The organism is Caulobacter endophyticus, assembly GCF_003116815.1.
Lineage (GTDB): Bacteria > Pseudomonadota > Alphaproteobacteria > Caulobacterales > Caulobacteraceae > Caulobacter > Caulobacter endophyticus.
Window position 1 is genome coordinate 1 of sequence record NZ_QDKQ01000016.1, and the last position, 14,874, is coordinate 14,874.

At 67.2% G+C, this 14,874-nt stretch carries 20 protein-coding genes; 7 read left to right on the forward strand and 13 right to left on the reverse strand.

Features of this window, described 5'->3' with window-relative positions:
• The 13 genes from trbL to DDF67_RS02735 form a co-directional block, all read right to left on the reverse strand.
• On the reverse strand, positions 1 to 923 hold a 923-nt coding region (gene trbL / locus DDF67_RS02675), incomplete at its 3' end, for a P-type conjugative transfer protein TrbL (protein ID WP_109099418.1).
• Between the two features lie 10 nt (positions 924 to 933).
• Positions 934 to 1,191, reverse strand: coding sequence for a hypothetical protein (locus DDF67_RS02680; RefSeq protein ID WP_109099419.1), 258 nt, complete (start codon positions 1,189 to 1,191; stop codon positions 934 to 936).
• Positions 1,188 to 1,913, reverse strand: coding sequence for a conjugal transfer protein TrbJ (locus DDF67_RS02685; RefSeq protein ID WP_109099420.1), 726 nt, complete (start codon positions 1,911 to 1,913; stop codon positions 1,188 to 1,190). The genes DDF67_RS02680 and DDF67_RS02685 overlap by 4 nt, the downstream gene beginning before the upstream one ends.
• The gene (locus DDF67_RS02690; RefSeq protein ID WP_109099421.1) at positions 1,910 to 2,182 is read right to left on the reverse strand and encodes a hypothetical protein; all 273 of its coding nucleotides are present in this window, start codon (positions 2,180 to 2,182) and stop codon (positions 1,910 to 1,912) included. Before DDF67_RS02690 ends, DDF67_RS02685 begins: the two co-directional genes overlap by 4 nt.
• On the reverse strand, positions 2,172 to 4,628 hold the full coding sequence (trbE, locus tag DDF67_RS02695; RefSeq protein WP_109099422.1) for a conjugal transfer protein TrbE: 2,457 nt from the start codon (positions 4,626 to 4,628) through the stop codon (positions 2,172 to 2,174). Before trbE ends, DDF67_RS02690 begins: the two co-directional genes overlap by 11 nt.
• A gap of 11 nt (positions 4,629 to 4,639) precedes the next feature.
• On the reverse strand, positions 4,640 to 4,900 hold the full coding sequence (locus DDF67_RS02700) for a VirB3 family type IV secretion system protein (protein WP_109099423.1): 261 nt from the start codon (positions 4,898 to 4,900) through the stop codon (positions 4,640 to 4,642).
• A 2-nt stretch (positions 4,901 to 4,902) separates the two neighbouring features.
• Complete coding sequence (locus DDF67_RS02705; protein ID WP_109099424.1) at positions 4,903 to 5,250, reverse strand: TrbC/VirB2 family protein; 348 nt, start codon at positions 5,248 to 5,250, stop codon at positions 4,903 to 4,905.
• Positions 5,251 to 5,370: 120 nt separating this feature from the next.
• Positions 5,371 to 5,778: a helix-turn-helix domain-containing protein gene (locus DDF67_RS02710; RefSeq protein WP_158277976.1), complete on the reverse strand. Its 408-nt coding sequence runs from the start codon at positions 5,776 to 5,778 to the stop codon at positions 5,371 to 5,373.
• An 88-nt stretch (positions 5,779 to 5,866) separates the two neighbouring features.
• Complete coding sequence (locus DDF67_RS02715; RefSeq protein ID WP_109099426.1) at positions 5,867 to 6,070, reverse strand: response regulator transcription factor; 204 nt, start codon at positions 6,068 to 6,070, stop codon at positions 5,867 to 5,869.
• A gap of 566 nt (positions 6,071 to 6,636) precedes the next feature.
• The gene (locus tag DDF67_RS02720) at positions 6,637 to 7,071 is read right to left on the reverse strand and encodes a hypothetical protein (RefSeq protein WP_146197934.1); all 435 of its coding nucleotides are present in this window, start codon (positions 7,069 to 7,071) and stop codon (positions 6,637 to 6,639) included.
• 44 nt (positions 7,072 to 7,115) lie between these two features.
• Positions 7,116 to 7,409, reverse strand: coding sequence for a hypothetical protein (locus tag DDF67_RS02725; RefSeq protein WP_109099428.1), 294 nt, complete (start codon positions 7,407 to 7,409; stop codon positions 7,116 to 7,118).
• On the reverse strand, positions 7,396 to 7,977 hold the full coding sequence (locus DDF67_RS02730) for a helix-turn-helix domain-containing protein (protein WP_158277977.1): 582 nt from the start codon (positions 7,975 to 7,977) through the stop codon (positions 7,396 to 7,398). Before DDF67_RS02730 ends, DDF67_RS02725 begins: the two co-directional genes overlap by 14 nt.
• A gap of 161 nt (positions 7,978 to 8,138) precedes the next feature.
• The gene (locus DDF67_RS02735) at positions 8,139 to 8,387 is read right to left on the reverse strand and encodes a hypothetical protein (protein WP_109099430.1); all 249 of its coding nucleotides are present in this window, start codon (positions 8,385 to 8,387) and stop codon (positions 8,139 to 8,141) included.
• A gap of 155 nt (positions 8,388 to 8,542) precedes the next feature.
• Here DDF67_RS02735 and DDF67_RS02740 point away from each other — a divergent pair, with 155 nt between their 5' ends.
• The 7 genes from DDF67_RS02740 to DDF67_RS02785 all read left to right on the forward strand — a co-directional run bounded on the left by DDF67_RS02740 (position 8,543) and on the right by DDF67_RS02785 (position 14,871).
• Positions 8,543 to 10,066 carry a replicative DNA helicase gene (locus DDF67_RS02740; RefSeq protein WP_109099431.1) on the forward strand — a complete coding sequence of 508 codons (1,524 nt, stop codon included), beginning with the start codon at positions 8,543 to 8,545 and terminating at the stop codon, positions 10,064 to 10,066.
• Positions 10,067 to 10,129: 63 nt separating this feature from the next.
• Complete coding sequence (locus DDF67_RS02745; protein ID WP_109099432.1) at positions 10,130 to 10,432, forward strand: hypothetical protein; 303 nt, start codon at positions 10,130 to 10,132, stop codon at positions 10,430 to 10,432.
• Between the two features lie 949 nt (positions 10,433 to 11,381).
• Positions 11,382 to 11,807 carry an Hsp20 family protein gene (locus DDF67_RS02755; protein WP_233247515.1) on the forward strand — a complete coding sequence of 142 codons (426 nt, stop codon included), beginning with the start codon at positions 11,382 to 11,384 and terminating at the stop codon, positions 11,805 to 11,807.
• A gap of 12 nt (positions 11,808 to 11,819) precedes the next feature.
• Entirely contained in the window at positions 11,820 to 12,083 is a 264-nt protein-coding gene (locus tag DDF67_RS02760) for a hypothetical protein (RefSeq protein ID WP_109099434.1), read from the forward strand.
• A 110-nt stretch (positions 12,084 to 12,193) separates the two neighbouring features.
• The gene (locus tag DDF67_RS02765) at positions 12,194 to 12,400 is read left to right on the forward strand and encodes a hypothetical protein (protein WP_233247516.1); all 207 of its coding nucleotides are present in this window, start codon (positions 12,194 to 12,196) and stop codon (positions 12,398 to 12,400) included.
• A gap of 695 nt (positions 12,401 to 13,095) precedes the next feature.
• Positions 13,096 to 13,875 (forward strand): transglutaminase-like domain-containing protein, encoded by a 780-nt coding sequence (locus tag DDF67_RS02775; protein WP_109099503.1) that lies wholly within the window; start codon positions 13,096 to 13,098, stop codon positions 13,873 to 13,875.
• Between the two features lie 648 nt (positions 13,876 to 14,523).
• Positions 14,524 to 14,871, forward strand: coding sequence for a helix-turn-helix transcriptional regulator (locus tag DDF67_RS02785; RefSeq protein ID WP_109099437.1), 348 nt, complete (start codon positions 14,524 to 14,526; stop codon positions 14,869 to 14,871).
• The last annotated feature ends 3 nt before the right edge of the window (positions 14,872 to 14,874 follow it).

The window sequence follows — 14,874 nt, forward strand, 5'->3', positions numbered from 1 at the left end:
GAGGCGGCCGAACCGGCCGCGCCTGCGCCCATCGCCCAGCGGCCGGCCAGGGCCAGCCCGCCGACCGTGGCGGCCAGGCCCACCGCCCCGGCGGCGGCCGAGCCGGCGCTCAGTTGGGGCCCGCCGGTGATCTGCGCCGCGGCGATAGCCGGCACCTTGAAGGCGAGCATGACGATCAGCAGGGCGGCCAGCAGCAGACCGCAGGATTCGGCCCAGGTCGGCTCGGCCGATACGGTATAGCTGGCGAAGATTTGCTCGCCGATCGACACCACCAGGGCCAGCGCCATCACCTTGGCCCCGACCGAAATGACATAGCCGATCGCTCGCTCGGACATGAAAGCGGTCTGGGTAAGGATCCCGAACGGCACGGTGACGAAGCCGATCAGGGTGACGATGTAGAATTCCACGATGGTGACGGCGATCTCCACGGCCAGCACCATGAAGGCCAGGATCACGCCGATCGCCACGACCGCGGTGATCAGAATGGCGTCGATGTGGGTGAAGAAACCAACCCCCATGCCCTCGCTGGCCAGGCGGCCGATATATTTGAGCAGCTCGAAAGCCACCTCCATGCCGTCGATGGCGACCTTCGACGGCTGCATCAGATCGCCGACGCTCAAGGCGCCGCCGCCGGCCTTCAGGCCCAGCGCCGCAAAGCCGTTGATGACCGTCAGGGTCAGCGCCTTCCAGCCCGAGATCAGCCAGGCGAAGAAGCCAAAGAGCAGGATCTTTCGCACGAGGGCGGCCGGTACGTTCTGGTGCTCGTCAAGGGCCCAGAGCAGGGCCGACAGGCCCAGGCTGATGATCATCAGAATCCCGAAGGTCGCCTGGACGTCGCCTTGGATCAGGCCGAACCCGGACCCTACTTGGCTGGTGTAGCGGTCGAGCAGGTCGTCGATGGCGGCGGGCGAGGCGGTCGACATCGCGCGGAGCTCAGAACCGCTTGCGCGCGGGCCCGGGCCCGATTTCAGGCAAGGCGGAAGCTTGCCGTCGATCGGCCTCGGCGTGGTCGAGCAGGGCCTGGAACTCGGCGCGGCAGGCCGCGCTTGTGGCCCGCCGGGTGCGCATCTCCGCGGCCGTGCAGCCCACGGCTTGGGGCTCGGCGGCCGGCTTGCGCTCGCAGGCGGCCAGGGCAAGGGCGGCGGCGGCAAGCATCGCAACAGCGAGCGGATTGACGCGGCGGCGGATCATTGGAAGGCGCTCCGGGAACCGCGCGGCGGCGGGGCGGGGAGGACCGAGGCGCGCTGGCGATCGGCCTCGCCTTTGTCGACCAGCGCGCGCCTTTCGGCCTCGTAGGTCTGGGCCTGGCGTCCTTGGGTGATCAGCAGCGTCTGCAGTTGGGTGAGCTGGATGGAGAGGGCGGCCAGCAGTTGGTTGGTGGCCTGGACCGCCGCGGTCTGGCCGGCGGCGGCCTGGGAGGCGTCGACGGCCGCGCCGACCGCCCCGGCCGTGGCCCCCTGGGCTTGGGCGATCTGGTTTTGGACTTGCAAGGCGTCCTGCAGGGTCTGGCGGCTGGCCTGGCTCCAGGCTTTCAGCTTCTGCGCGAGGGCGGCCGGCGTCAGGCCGGCCAGGTCGCCCGGATAGAGCGCGGCGAAGTCGCGGCTGACGTCGGCGGCCGAATAGCCCAGGCCCTGGGCCTGGCGCAGCAGGCCGGTGGCCTGGCTGGCTATGTCGCGAAGGGGGCCGGTGACGTCCAGGCCCAGGGTCTGGAGCATGCGCTCGGAATTGGCCAGTTGCGCCTGAAGGGTCTGGATCTGCTGCAGGCCCTGGCTGACCTGCTTGAGCATCTGAGCGACGGCGGCCGGATCGTAGACGGTGAGTTGGGCGCGGGCCGGCTCGGCGACGCCCCCCGCCAGCAGCGGCGCCAGGGCCAAGGGGGTCCAGGCCAACAAACGGCGACGGCTCGGGGTCATGGCGCACTCTCCTCTTCGGGGTCGGGTCGATCGGCGGCTTCCAGGGCCAAAAAGCGCGGTTCGGACGCCCAGCGCACGGCCAGGGCGGCGGTCAGCCAAACGACGCCGGTCACCAGCAGCGGGGGACTGACCAGCACCTGGGCCCCGGCGACCGCCATCACCACCCCGGGCGCGACCAGGGCGACGAAGGCCAGACGCCGGCGACGCGGGCTCGCCGTCCAACCGGCCGGCAGCCGCCCCCAGGGCCCCAGGCGAGGGTCAGGCCGCATGGCGGACCTGCGCCAGGAACTCGGCGACCTCGGGCAGGCCCTTGGCGCGATAGAAGGCCGGCGCGAAGCCGGCCTGGCCGTGCTCGGCCAGGAGCTTGGTCATCAGGGCCTGGTCGCCGGGCGAGGCCGAGCCGACCGCGGCCAGGGCCACGGGCCCCAGGCCCAGCTCGAACAGCCGATTGCCCGCTGCACTCTGGTAGTAGTACTCCCGCTTGGCGGCGGCCCCGGCGATGATCGACACCTGCTGGGTGTTGAGACCGAAGGCGGCGTAGGCCCTGGTGAGATCCGGCGTGCGCGCGTCCGGATTGGGCAGGAAAATCCTTGTCGGACAGGCCTCGAGCAAGGCGCCGGCGATCGGCGAGGCCAGGGTCGTCTTCAAGCTGGGGGTGGTGAACATCACCGCGACGTTCTTCTTGCGCAGGGTCAGCAGCCACTCGCGGATCTTGGCGGCGAAGGCGGTCGATTCCAGAAGCAGCCAGGCCTCGTCGAGAACCAGCAGGGTCGGGCGGCCGTCGAAGTCGCGGGCCAGGAGGTGGAAGAGGTAGGTCAGGACCGGACCGGCGGCGATGCGGCTGGCGATCAGCTCGCCCATCTCGAACGCCTGCCAGTCGGCCCTGGCCAGGTCCACGTCGGCCGCATCGAGCAACCGGCCGTAGGGGCCGGCCAGGGTGAACGGCGCCAGCGCCGCCTTCAACCCCCGATCCTGCAGGGTGGCGGCCAGGAGGGTGAGGGTGCGCTGGGACCGCGGCGCGGCGGCCAGGCTCTGCAGCGCCGTCCATACCGCCTCGCGCACGGCCGGTTCCAAGGTCACGCCGCTGGAAACCAAGAGGTCCTCGACCCAGCCCTGCGCCCAGGTCCGCTCGCCGGCATCGTCGATGTCCGCCAGGGGCTGAAACGCCAAGCCGCCGCCCCCGCCCAGGTCGTGGAAGGCGCCACCGACCAGCAGGGTGGCGGCCCGGGCGCTCGCGCCCTTGTCGATGAACCGAACCTGGGCCTGCGGATAGCGCAGCCACTGCAACGCCACGGTCAGCAGGAACACCGACTTGCCCGCGCCGGTCGGGCCGCCCACGAAGGTGTGACCCACATCGCCCTGGAAGAGATCGAAGCGGAACGGCGTGGTCGAGCCGGTCAGGGCGTGCATCAGCGGCGGCTGGGGCCCTGGAAAGCCGCGCTTGGCGCATTCGGCGCTCAGGTGGGCGTTGAGGTCGGGACCGGGCCAGATCGCCGAGACCGGCAGCAGGTCGCAAAGATTGAGCGTGCTGACGAGCGGCCGGCGAAGGTCGGCATAGGCCTGGCCCGGAAGACTGCCCAGCCAGGCCTCCACGGCGTTGAGGTCCTCGACCTTGGCCACGAAGCCGGCCCGGTTGACGACGCTTTCGACCTGCCGCACCTGGGCGGCGAGCACGTCGGGATCGGGATGGCTCAGGGTGATGGTCGGGGTGACGTAGCCCAGAGCGGCCAGATCGTCGCCCAGCACGGCCAGGGCCGCGTCGGCGTCGTGGGCTTTTTGGGCCGCGTCGGGGTCCTCCAGAACCGTCGGCTCCTTAGTGATCGCCTCCTTCAGAAGGGACAGGATCCCCTTGCGCTTGGCGAACCAGCGCTTGCGCAGGGTGGTGACGGCCTTGCGCGCGTCCTCCTTGTCCAGCGGCAGGAAGCGGCAGACCCAGCGATACGAGAGCCCCAGGCCATTGAGCTGGTCGAGGATCCCCGGCCAGGAGGCGGCCGGATAGGCGCGCACCGACAGGGTCCGCAGATAGTGCCCGCCCAGGCGCGGAAAGAGCCCGCCCTGCAGATCATCGTCGGTCAGGAAGGCGTCGAGATAGGCTGGCGACGGCGGCGACGCGACAGGGTGGGCCTTGGTCGAGACACAGGCGTGCAGATAGGTCAGGGTCGCCGCGTCGTCGAGCGGCGCCACCATCGGCAGGACGCCGGCCAGGATGTCGCGCAGGCCGGCCACCGCGGCCCGGAATTCGTCGAGCGCGGCGCGGTAGAGGGCCGAGGCGCCCTTGCCGTCGGGAAGGTTCTCCACGAGCAGGCTGCGGGCCGCGCCGACCGCGTCCTCCGGCGGCAGGAAGGTCAGGGTCAGGAAGTAACGGCTTTCGAAGTGGACGCCCTCGGCCTCGAAATCGGCGCGGCGCTCTTCGTCGATGAGATGACTGATCGGGTCGGGATAGGCCGCGGCCGGATAGGCCCGCGAGGGCCGGCGCACGGCCTCGACATGCACGCACCAGCGCGAACCCAGCCGCCGCAGGGCGTTGTTGATCTGGGCCCGGGCGGCTACCAGGCCGATGTCGGTGGCGCTGGCCAGGTCCGGCCCCCGAAAGGCCAGGGTCTGCTGGAAGGCCCCGTCCTTGTTGAGCACCACGCCGGGCGCGATCAGCAACGCCCAGGGCAGGTGGTCGAACAGCCGGCTGGACTTTCTGCGATACTCGCCCAGGAACAACATGGTCCTGAGCCTCAGCCGTCGAGCCAGGCCGGCTGGCGCACGTGCCGGCGAAGAATGTCGAAGACGTAAGGGTCCTGACGGGCCAGGCCGTAGGCGCCGGCCCAGAGCCCAAGACCCAGCGGGACGCCAACCAGCGGGGCCTGCAGGCCCAGCGCCAGGATCGCCGTCAAGGTGCCGATGAGCACGGCCAGACCCCGCGGCACCCCGCCCAGGGTGATCGGCTCGGCCAGCGAGCCGTGGAAGTCGATCTCGAACCCTTCGACCCGCTCCATCACTAGAAACCCGCTCCGCCGGTGAAGTTGAAGAACGACAGGGCGAAGGAGGAGGCGGTGAAGGCGATCGACAGCCCGAAGATGACGCTCAGGCCCCGTCGCACCCAGGAGCCGCCTTCGGAGAAGGCCACGCCCAGACCCGTCAGGGCGATGGCGATCACCCCGATCGCCTTGGCCACGGGGCCGGTGATGGAGTCGGCCACGGCGCTGAGCTTGTCGTCCCAGGGCATGGCCGCGCCCCCGCCGCCCGAGGCCAGGGCCGGGCCGGCGGCCAGCACCAGGACCGTCGCCAGGACCAGCAGGCGCAGCAGGCGAGGGGAGGAGCGCGATGGGAAGGTGGGCGTTCGCATGGCCGGGTCCTCGCGGTTGACGCCAAGACCGTGCACAGCCTGAGTTTGCGTCGCAATCTAGCAGATTTCGCCAGTGAAAACCCACGGGACTTGAGCGTAACAAGGCCGTCTGCGCTCAGGTTACGCCTCGTCCGCCATGGCTTGGATGAGGTGGAGCAGTCCGCGGCGCAGTCGCGGGCTTTCGAGCACCGAAAGGGCGCTCAGAAGGTCGCCGGCGTCCGCCGCCGACCAGAAGGCCTGCAAGCTTTCGACCCTTTGCGGCCGAACATCGCCTTGCGGAGCGCCATCGGCGCCGGGCCCGTCGAAGAAACAGGCGAGCGGCGCGTCCAGCGCCTCGGCCAGCGCAACGAGCTTGGCCGCGCTGAGCCCATTGGCGCCACGCTCGCATGTCTGCACCGGCTGGACGCTGATGCCGAGCGCCGCGCCAAGCCGGGCTTGGGAGCGGGCCAGCCTCTTGCGCCGTAGTCGAACACGGCCGCCGACAGGGCGGTCGATCCGCCAGCTTAGATCATCGTCGTCCTTGCTCACACACGGCTCCGTCTCGCCGCCGGCGTCCGCCGGCAGGCGTTCTGACGAGCCCAGCCTCGGGGACCTGAATAAATCGCCGCTCAGCGATTCAAATTTCCCCGAGGCTGACGGCCAAGGCCACGGCGTGGGCGCGGTTGCGGGCTCCGAGCCGGCGGTAGGCCTCGATGAAGTAGCTGTTGACCGTGTGCACGGAGATTCCGAGCTTGTGGGCGATCTGGTCGGCGTTCTTGCCCTTCTTGGCCTCGGACAAGACTTCGCGCTGACGGGGGGTGAGAAGGAAGCGACGAGGCAAGCGGTGACTCCGAGGAGGAAGCGGCTTGAAAGCGGCTCGTTTTTCTTGGGGGACGGTGAGCCTCTGCGCGGGCCAGCGCGTGGCCGGGGCAGGCCAAGGACCCATACGGTGACGGCGAGGCGCTAGATGGCCGCGCCTGGCCGGCGACGATGATGTCAGGCTGGCGGCCGCCCCTCGTGGGACGGCTCTGGCGCTTGTGGCGCGGCGGACGAGCTCACGCCGATCCAGGCGGCGCTGGGCGCCATGCGCGGATGATGGCCCGGGCCGGGCGCTTCTCGCGCTCCGACGGCTGGCATTGGACCGCCCGATCGAGCGGTTCCGGGCGGTAGCCGATCTTCAGGGTCTCGTAGCCTTGCCGGGCCGCGCGGCGGCTCAAGCAAGGGGACAGGACTTTGATCACGAGCCTTACTCCTGACTGGCGTACATCCAGCCGGCGTCACGCATCGTCGACAGCAATCAAAGCACAAGCCGTTCTCAAGCGGCGAACACTCGCATGCCCGTTCTCTTCGAACGCCGGCAAGTTCACGTTCCGAGGACACCGTCCCCATTGTTTTGTCTCTCGATCCTCATGCTTGGTCAGATCCGCGGCCGCGACGACGTATGGGGCGCTGAAAGGAGCCCCATCTCACTGGCTTCGGCGGGCGAAAGTGCGAGCCGGCGCCGCAGCAAAGACAGGCGATCGTGCCGTAGCTCCAGACGATCAAGACCGTCAGGTAACCGACGGCGCTCAATCGCCCATCGGCGGCGACGAAGGCAAGGTGGGCGCCCAGCGTGAGCACCTGGAACGCCGCTGCGCCGATCGGCCAAAGCTTCCCGGAAACGAGCGCGATCCCCACCGCTCCGAAAAGCACGATGGCGTCGATGGCGACGATCGCGCCCTGGGGCCCAGTCCAGGGACGCTTTTCGACCGCCAACGAAGCCATGCAGGCGCTCATGTAGAGCGCGCCGAACAGACGCTCCTCCCACTCGCCGCGGACCAGGGCGGCGACGCAGACCACCATCATGGCGATCGCGAAGACCAGAGGAGACCAGGCGAACACGGCGGTTAGGCGGCCGCTTCCAACGCGCCGGTCGGCTCGACCGCCTCGGGCTTATGCAGCGCCCCGGCGCCCACCGTCTCGAATCCGTATTCATCGCGGAGGAAGGCCAAACCCTCATGGGTGTCGAGCACGCTGCGGCGCGCCCGCTCGAGGGCGGCCAGCGCCTCGGCGGCGCCGCCGATCGCCCGCTGTCCGGCGATGGCCGGAAGGCGGTGGGCGATGCGGGCCTCGCACATCGTGGTGATCAGCTTGGCCGTCTCGCTGAGAGTGCGATCGATGGCGTCCTCAGCCGAGAACAACTGCTTGGCGACCCGCGCCCCACTCAAGTTTTGCATCATTGGCACTCTGTTGGCGGCCGGAGCGGCCGTGGTGTTGCTGGCCATGGTCGACGAACATTCGATCGAAGGTCTGGATCAGCCCGTAACCCACGGCGACGGCGCCGAGCGTGACAAGACCTAGAACCATTGCTGCGATCGCGATCGCGACCAGTCTCCGGGTCGGCGAGTTCACCCTTGATCTTATGGCGCGCCAGGTTTTGAGCCGTATGCGCCGCAGAGGGTCGCCCTCGTCACCGTCCCGGATGACCTCGCCACCTGACGGCGCGCCGCCCTGGTCGAACACTGGCGATGATCCAAAGTCGAGATCGTCTCGACCTGTCCGTCCCTGGTCTCGCAAGGTCGCCAAGTAGGCGATCACGGCTTCCTTCCGGCCGGCCACGCCCAATTTCTTGATGATGGCCTGCATGAAGGTGTCGACCGAGGCGGGGCGAATGCCGAGCAAGGGCCCGATCTGCTTCGAGGTCAGGTGCTGGGCGGCCAGCTCGAGGATCTGGCGCTCCCGGTCGGTCAGGCGTTCAACGCTGGGCACTCCGACGGGACTCCACACACATAATGCAACTCTAGGTCCAATGTTTGCCCAAGGCTGTACACGGATCAAGGGCAAGTGAGGGCACGAGCCGGGGTCTTCGCCAGTGCTCGCTTATCGGACAGTCGTCAGCTCGGACGCTGTCTACTTCGCGCGACCGGCCTTCAGCCCTGCTTGGAACGCCCACTCCATCGCCCTTGCGATCTCGCCGTTGCTGTCGGAGTTGAGCCGTATTTGCTGCGCTCGGCTTTACCTGAGGTGATCTTCTTGGCCACGCGGCGGAACGCCTCCTTGCGCAGCTTGGGCTTGGCCTGTTCGACCAGCGTCTCTCCCAGCACCCAGGCGGCGATCTCCTGCGGCGGCAAGGGCTTCTCCCGGATGCAGAACGGATGATCCTTGATGCTGAACGTCATACGTGGAACCCGGGGCGCGCGCCCGCGAACATGAGATGCGTCCGGCGCAACGCCGCCGCGCCGGCCAGGGCGGGCAGCGTCGGGAGCCGGATGACGGCGTTACCCGAATCCGTCCACAGTCTGGCCACCTCGACATCAAAGTCGTGAGGTCGCCGATGACCGCCGCCGCTCGAGCCGTCGCCTTCGATGCCCAAGCCGATCCCAGTCCGGGACCAGCGATCAACCTCGCGCCGCACAACCTCGAAGCCGAGCAAGCTCTGCTGGGGATCCTGCTCTACGACAACGCCGCCTACGAGCGGCTCACCGACGCCTTAGCCGGAAAGCACTTCTTCGAGCCTTTCCACCAGCGCCTGTTTCAGACCATCGAGACCCATGTCCGCAAGGGCCAGTTGGCCGAGCCGATCCTGCTAGCCGACGATTTCGAGCACGATCCCGCATTCGAGGAGCTGGGCGGCATCCGTTACCTGGCTGACCTGGTGGACCGCGCGCCGCCGGCCGCCAACGCCGGCGACTACGCCCGCGTGATCTTCGACCTGTCCCTGCGCCGCGAGCTGATCCGCATTGGCGGCGACATCGCAACGGCCGCGCAAGGCGCGAGCGACGAGAAGCGCAGCGCCCGCGACCAGATCGAAGCGGCTGAGCAGAGCCTCTACAGTCTCGCCGAAAGCGGAACGGCCTCGTCCGGCTTTGTCTCGTTCGGCGACGCCCTGCGGGGCGCGGTCGAGATGACCGCCGAGGCCTATAGCCGCGACGGCGGCATGTCGGGCCTGGCGACCGACCTGATCGACCTAGACCAGAAGATCGGCGGCCTGCACCCGTCCGACCTCGTGGTCCTGGCCGGCCGTCCCTCGATGGGCAAGACGGCGCTGGCGACCAACATCGCCTTCAACATCGCCAAGAAATACGCCTACGAGATCCAGCCCAACGGGACCAAGAAGACCGTCCAGGGCGGCGTGGTGGCCTTCTACTCGCTGGAAATGAGCGCCGAACAGCTGGCCCTGCGTATGCTGGCCGAAGCCTCGGGCGTGTCGGGCGACAAGCTGCGTAAGGGCGAGATCGACGCTTCCGAGTTCGGCCGGGTGCGCGACGCGGCCATGGAATTGCAGGAAGCGCCGCTCTACATCGACGCCACCGGCGGTATCTCGATCGCCAAGCTGACCGCCCGCGCCCGACGCCTGAAGCGCCAGGTGGGCCTGGACCTGATCGTCGTCGACTACCTGCAACTGGTCACCGGCTCGGACCTGGGCGCCAACGCCAGCCGGGTGCGGGAAGTCTCGCAGATCACCATGGGCCTGAAGGCCCTGGCCAAGGAACTGGCCTGCCCCGTCATCGCTCTTTCTCAGCTCAGCCGTAAGACCGAGGAGCGCGAGGACAAGCGGCCCCAGCTCTCGGACTTGCGGGAATCCGGCTCGATCGAGCAGGACGCTGACATGGTCTGGTTCGTCTACCGGGAAGAATACTATTTGGGCCGCGCCGAACCGCGCGAGGGCACGCCCGAGCATCTGGTCTGGCGCGAGCGCATGGACCAGGCCGAGGGCCTGGCCGAGGTAATCATCGCCAAGCAGCGGCACGGGCCGATCGGCACCGTGCGCCTGGCCTTCTCCAGCGACACCACCCGGTTCGGAAACTTGGCCCGCGATCGCGCCTTCGCCCAGGCGCGCGACCTCGCCGACGACTAGGACGGTTCTCTTGACCCAGGGCCGGAGTTAACCGCACCGTGGGCTGGCACGAAAGGGCCACCGATGAGCGACGCGTTTAGCTTCCTGCCGACCAGCTTCAATCCCGTTGAGGAAGAAGTTTTCGGCAAGGCCTATTGCAAGACCTGCGACCTCAAGCACTTCGACGACGCCCGCGCCTGGGCCCACCAGCATGTCCGCGAAACCGGCCATGCCGTCGAGCTGCACTTCGGCTACGACGTCCGCGACGAGCACTGGCTCAGTCGCCTTCCATATGAGCGCCTGGCCGAGTTGGAGGCGCTTCGGGCCGATCCTAAAGCCGCTAGCGCCCTCGCGGCCAAGCTTCTCAAGGACAGCGACAAGGCCTGATGTCCCCCAAATCCTCCGACCAGCAAGCGGGCGCTCGTCGCCGCTCACGGCTGCGCCGGCGAAGTAGCGCTGGCAGGCTTGCGCCGTAGCCGCATCCGCCGTGATGGCGCTTCAATTGGACGCCGACAGACTTTCAATTAGCCATGGTGTCCGATCGTTGGGCGCACTTGGTCGGTGGGGGGCGGAGTTGCCGTTTCCCTCTGAACGGAAATGTTCTGGACGTTCGTGAAAAGCGGATCGCCGTGAGCGATTCCCGAAACGGCAATGTCGAAATATTCGAAGTAAACTGTGATGCGGGGGGGGAGGCCGCCCACCAGCAGTTCGGCGATCCGACAGAGCGGAAAGGCGAAGCTCTTGAGCGCGATGATCTGGGCCTTAGACCCTCCTGCCGGCGAGGATTCTATCGGCTCAAAGCAGTCCGTAGGCCTCGCACAGCCGCAGCGCCTTCCCGCTGACGCCGAAGCGGCGGGCAGTTTCAGCAGAGCGGAGATACGCACCAGTCTTGGTCATGTGACGCCTTCCTCGAACGCTTTGCTGTATCCGGCCGGCCCTTGGGGCCGGTGCAAGCGGAAAAAGCGCCGTTCATCATCGCAGGCGACCGCAGTCGGTTACCAAGCGGCCGTTGCAAATCCTCTAGCGGACCTGACCGTCTAGTCCCGGGGCCGCATCAACGGCAGCTTATGGCGCGAGCCGAACGCCCGGCACGATTGACCCAAACGTCCGCTTTCCGAGTTTCAGCGCGCAGCCGAGATTTTCATACCGGCCTCTTGACGCCACTTGCCGGCGTCCTAATTCATCGCTCGCTTGCCGGGCGCCGCCAGGGCCCGGCTCAGGGGCGCCCGACGCTTGGCCGGCGCTCCTCATTGTCCAACTTGCTTTCGAGGAGATGGAAATGAGCCGTACTTTTGATTTCGCCCCCCTCTACAGCTCGATGATCGGGGTCGACCACATGGTCGATCTGATCGAGACCGCGCTGCGCACCAGCGCCAGCGCGCACTATCCGCCGTACGACATCGAAAGGACCGGCGACGAGGCCTACCGCATATCGCTGGCCGTCTCTGGTTTCGCGCCGACCGATCTGGAGATCACCACGGGGGATAACCTCTTGGTGATCAAGGGCGACAAGGCGTCGAGCGAAGGGCAGGAATCTCGAACTTTCCTGCACCAGGGTCTGGCGCAACGCGCCTTCGAGCGGCGTTTCGAGCTGGCCGACCATGTCGTCGTCAAGGGGGCGGCCCACGCCCTTGGTGTCTTGTCGATCGACCTTGTCCGGGAGATCCCCGAAGCGCTGAAGCCCCGGCAGGTCCCCATCGCATGGGGCGCGGACCGTCCGGCCCTCGAGCTCAAGTCCGCCCAACCCCGCAAGGCGGCCTAGGGGAGCTCAGAGATGCAAACCAACACGACCTCGACCGATCGTCCGAGAGCGTGGTCGGTGCGTCCCGCCGTCGGCTTTCTCCATCCGCTCGAGGTGCTCAAGGATCAGGAACTCGATCCCGCCGAAAAGCGCGAGATCCTGGCGGCCTGGGCGTCGGACGCCAGCGCGGTGGAGCATCGACCCAGTCAAAGATGGCTCTTGGGAACGCCCGGGCCAGTGCCGCTCAGCGAAGTTCTGTCCGCGCTGAGCCGCCTGGACCGCGACACGTTCGCTTGAGTTGGGGCGGGCGACCGTCCTGCTCAGGGCGGTCGCCAATTCCTCTAATTCGTCACATCATCAGCATGCTTTGTTCTGTCTTTGTAGAGCCGTCGCAAGACGGTTGGATCGTGCGCGGAGACTTCACCGAAAGTCCGCTCGCATTCACCACCGGCGCCCGCGCCGAACAGGCCGCTCGCGAGCTGTCTCACCGCTTGGCGGAGGCGGGCGAGCCGGTGGTTCTGGATATCCGCCTGCGCAATGGCTCGCGCGCCGGACGGTTCCTTTTCCCGCCGTATGGAGGCGCGCCGGCGGCGGCCATGGCGCTGCGCGCGTAGCGGCCTTTCGACGAGCGACTTGGCCGACGATGTCGCCGCCACGCATCGTGAGCTCAACACGGTGGCTGGGCCTGTCGTATTGGTCGGAAACAGCTGAGGCGGCGCGGTGATCACCGAGGCCGGCAACGACGCTAAGGTCAAGGCGCTGGTCTATGTCGCCGCCTTTGCCCCGCGGACAGGCGAGACGGTCGGTGAACAGGTGCAGGCCCATCGCCAGATGGCCTGAGACATTGGAAATTCGTGCTCGGACCGTCGGCTTCGCCGGCCGAGCCTGCGCAATCCCATGGTGGTTAAGCAGGGTTATCGATCACCATCTGGGTGACATCGGTGCGGCCCCATGCGGAAGGCCTTAACTACATGGCGGAGGCTGGAGCCATCCTTGTTGAGCGGCGCACTCGCGTTGTCTCCTGGCCCCTCGCGTTGATCGCAGGCTCTTACGGCCGCCGCAGCGGGGTCTCGGGGCGGCATTGACCAAGACAAGGGCCAGTCCATTCGCAGATGCGCGCGGGATGGGCTGGAGCCGGGCGCAGCCAGCCGCGTTCCCGGACTGCCGCGGCAGCTCGCCAGCAGTTCATCAAACCTCGAGATCGCCTTGCCTGACCGCCACGACTGCATCGAGCAACCCGGGGCCCGCTGGCTCCAAGCAGAGCTGGCCTCCGCTTTCGACCGCCGCTTCTCAACGTGTGGGCTTCCCCATGCTCTATGAGGTAGAAGCCTCGCTGACCTATGACTTCGCGGCGCCGTGCGAGGTTCTCCTGCAGGTCGAGGCGGCGGATGGACCCGACCAGCGCGTGGTGTCCCAAGCGCTGACGTTCTGGCCGATGATGCAAAGCGCACAAGCCGAGGATCCGACGACACGGCAGCGGCGTACGATCTTTCAGGCTTTCGGCCGCGTGAATATTCTCTATCGCGCGCAGGTCGACATACTGGCGCGCGAGCCTGATCTTTCGACGCTGTCGGCCCAGGCGATCCGGGATCTTCCAGGCGATGTTCTGCCGTTCTTGCGCGCGAGCCGCTACAGTCCTTCTGATCGAATGGAGAGCTTCGCCGATCGTGAGTTTGGCGGCCTGACCGGGGGGCGAAGGGTCACGGCGATCGTCGACTGGATTTTGAAGCATGTCGATTATCGCGCGGGTGTCAGTCACTCGGCGACAACCGCCGTCGACACCTTCATCGACAGGGCCGGCGTATGCCGCGACTTCAGTCACCTGCTGATCGCCTTGTGCCGGGCGGCCGACATTCCCGCTCGGGCAGTCAGCGTCTATGCCTGGGGCCTGCAGCCGCCTGACCTTCACGCAGTCGCCGAAGTCTATTTGCAAGGAGCATGGCGTCTGGTCGACGCCACGGCCTTGGCCCCGATCGAAGGTTTTGTCAGGGTGGCCACAGGTCGGGACGCCGCCGACATCGCCTTCATGACGATCTTCGGCTCTGCGACTCTGGTAGAGCAGCGGTTCAAGATCGACCAGGTCGCCTGACCATCACCGCTCAGGCCTGTATGCCACCTTGCCCGGAACCCTCGCGACGGGTGTGGCGATCACAGGCCGTCGATGACGCAGATTAAGCCCTCACGCGCGAAATCCAAGCGTATCTCGCCGCCGACCTCGTGAGCCAGGGCCTTTCTCAGAAGGCGCGCGCCAAAGTCCGTCTTGTTTGGTGCGGCGACCTTGTTTGGTGCGGCGACGGGGGGCCATCTTGCTCACGCCAGGAGCACGGCGTGGTTGTCGCTATCGCCATCGTTCACGCCATCGACGGTCGCAGGGTAGCCGATGAGGTCGACGATCGAGGCTGCTATCGAAGCCCAAACGGCCCTTCTGGTGAAGTCAATCGAAGCTCAGACAGATTTTATGGTCAAATCGCTGAGTGATTTGCAGAAGCGGCTTCGCCGACAGACTTGGATAGTGCTCGGCAGTTGGACTGTGCTCATGGGCTTGGCGTTGGTGATTAACAAGCTCTGCTGAGAACGCGCCGGTTCATGTCGGACCCGTGCGGGCCGATCGGAGCATCCGTGGCATAGCTTTTGCCACCAGCCGCGTCAGTTTTACCATCGACGGCCGATCGAATGAGCGCTGGTTAAAGTCGACATTGTGTGAGCTTATGTCGGCTTAAGTCGACACTGGTTCAAAATGCCACGCTCCCGCGGACATCTCCTGACAACGCCTCCCTCCGAGGTGGACGCCGCCCTGGTCGCGCTCGGGTACAACCTGCGCACGGCGCGGGTTCGGCGGAACCTCACCCTCGTACAGATGGCCGAGGCCCTGGGCGTAAGCCGGGAAGTGCTGGGCGAGGCCGAGAAGGGCAAGGCGTCGACCAGTATCGCAGTCTATGCGGGCCTGCTGTGGCGACTGGGCATGATCGAGCAGCTGGGAGAACTGGCGCGGCCTGATCGCGACGAGGAAGGACAGCGCCTGGCCAGCTTTCGCGAGCCCAAGCGGGCCCGGCCGGCCGGCGGCCCGTTGGACGATGACTTCTAGAGC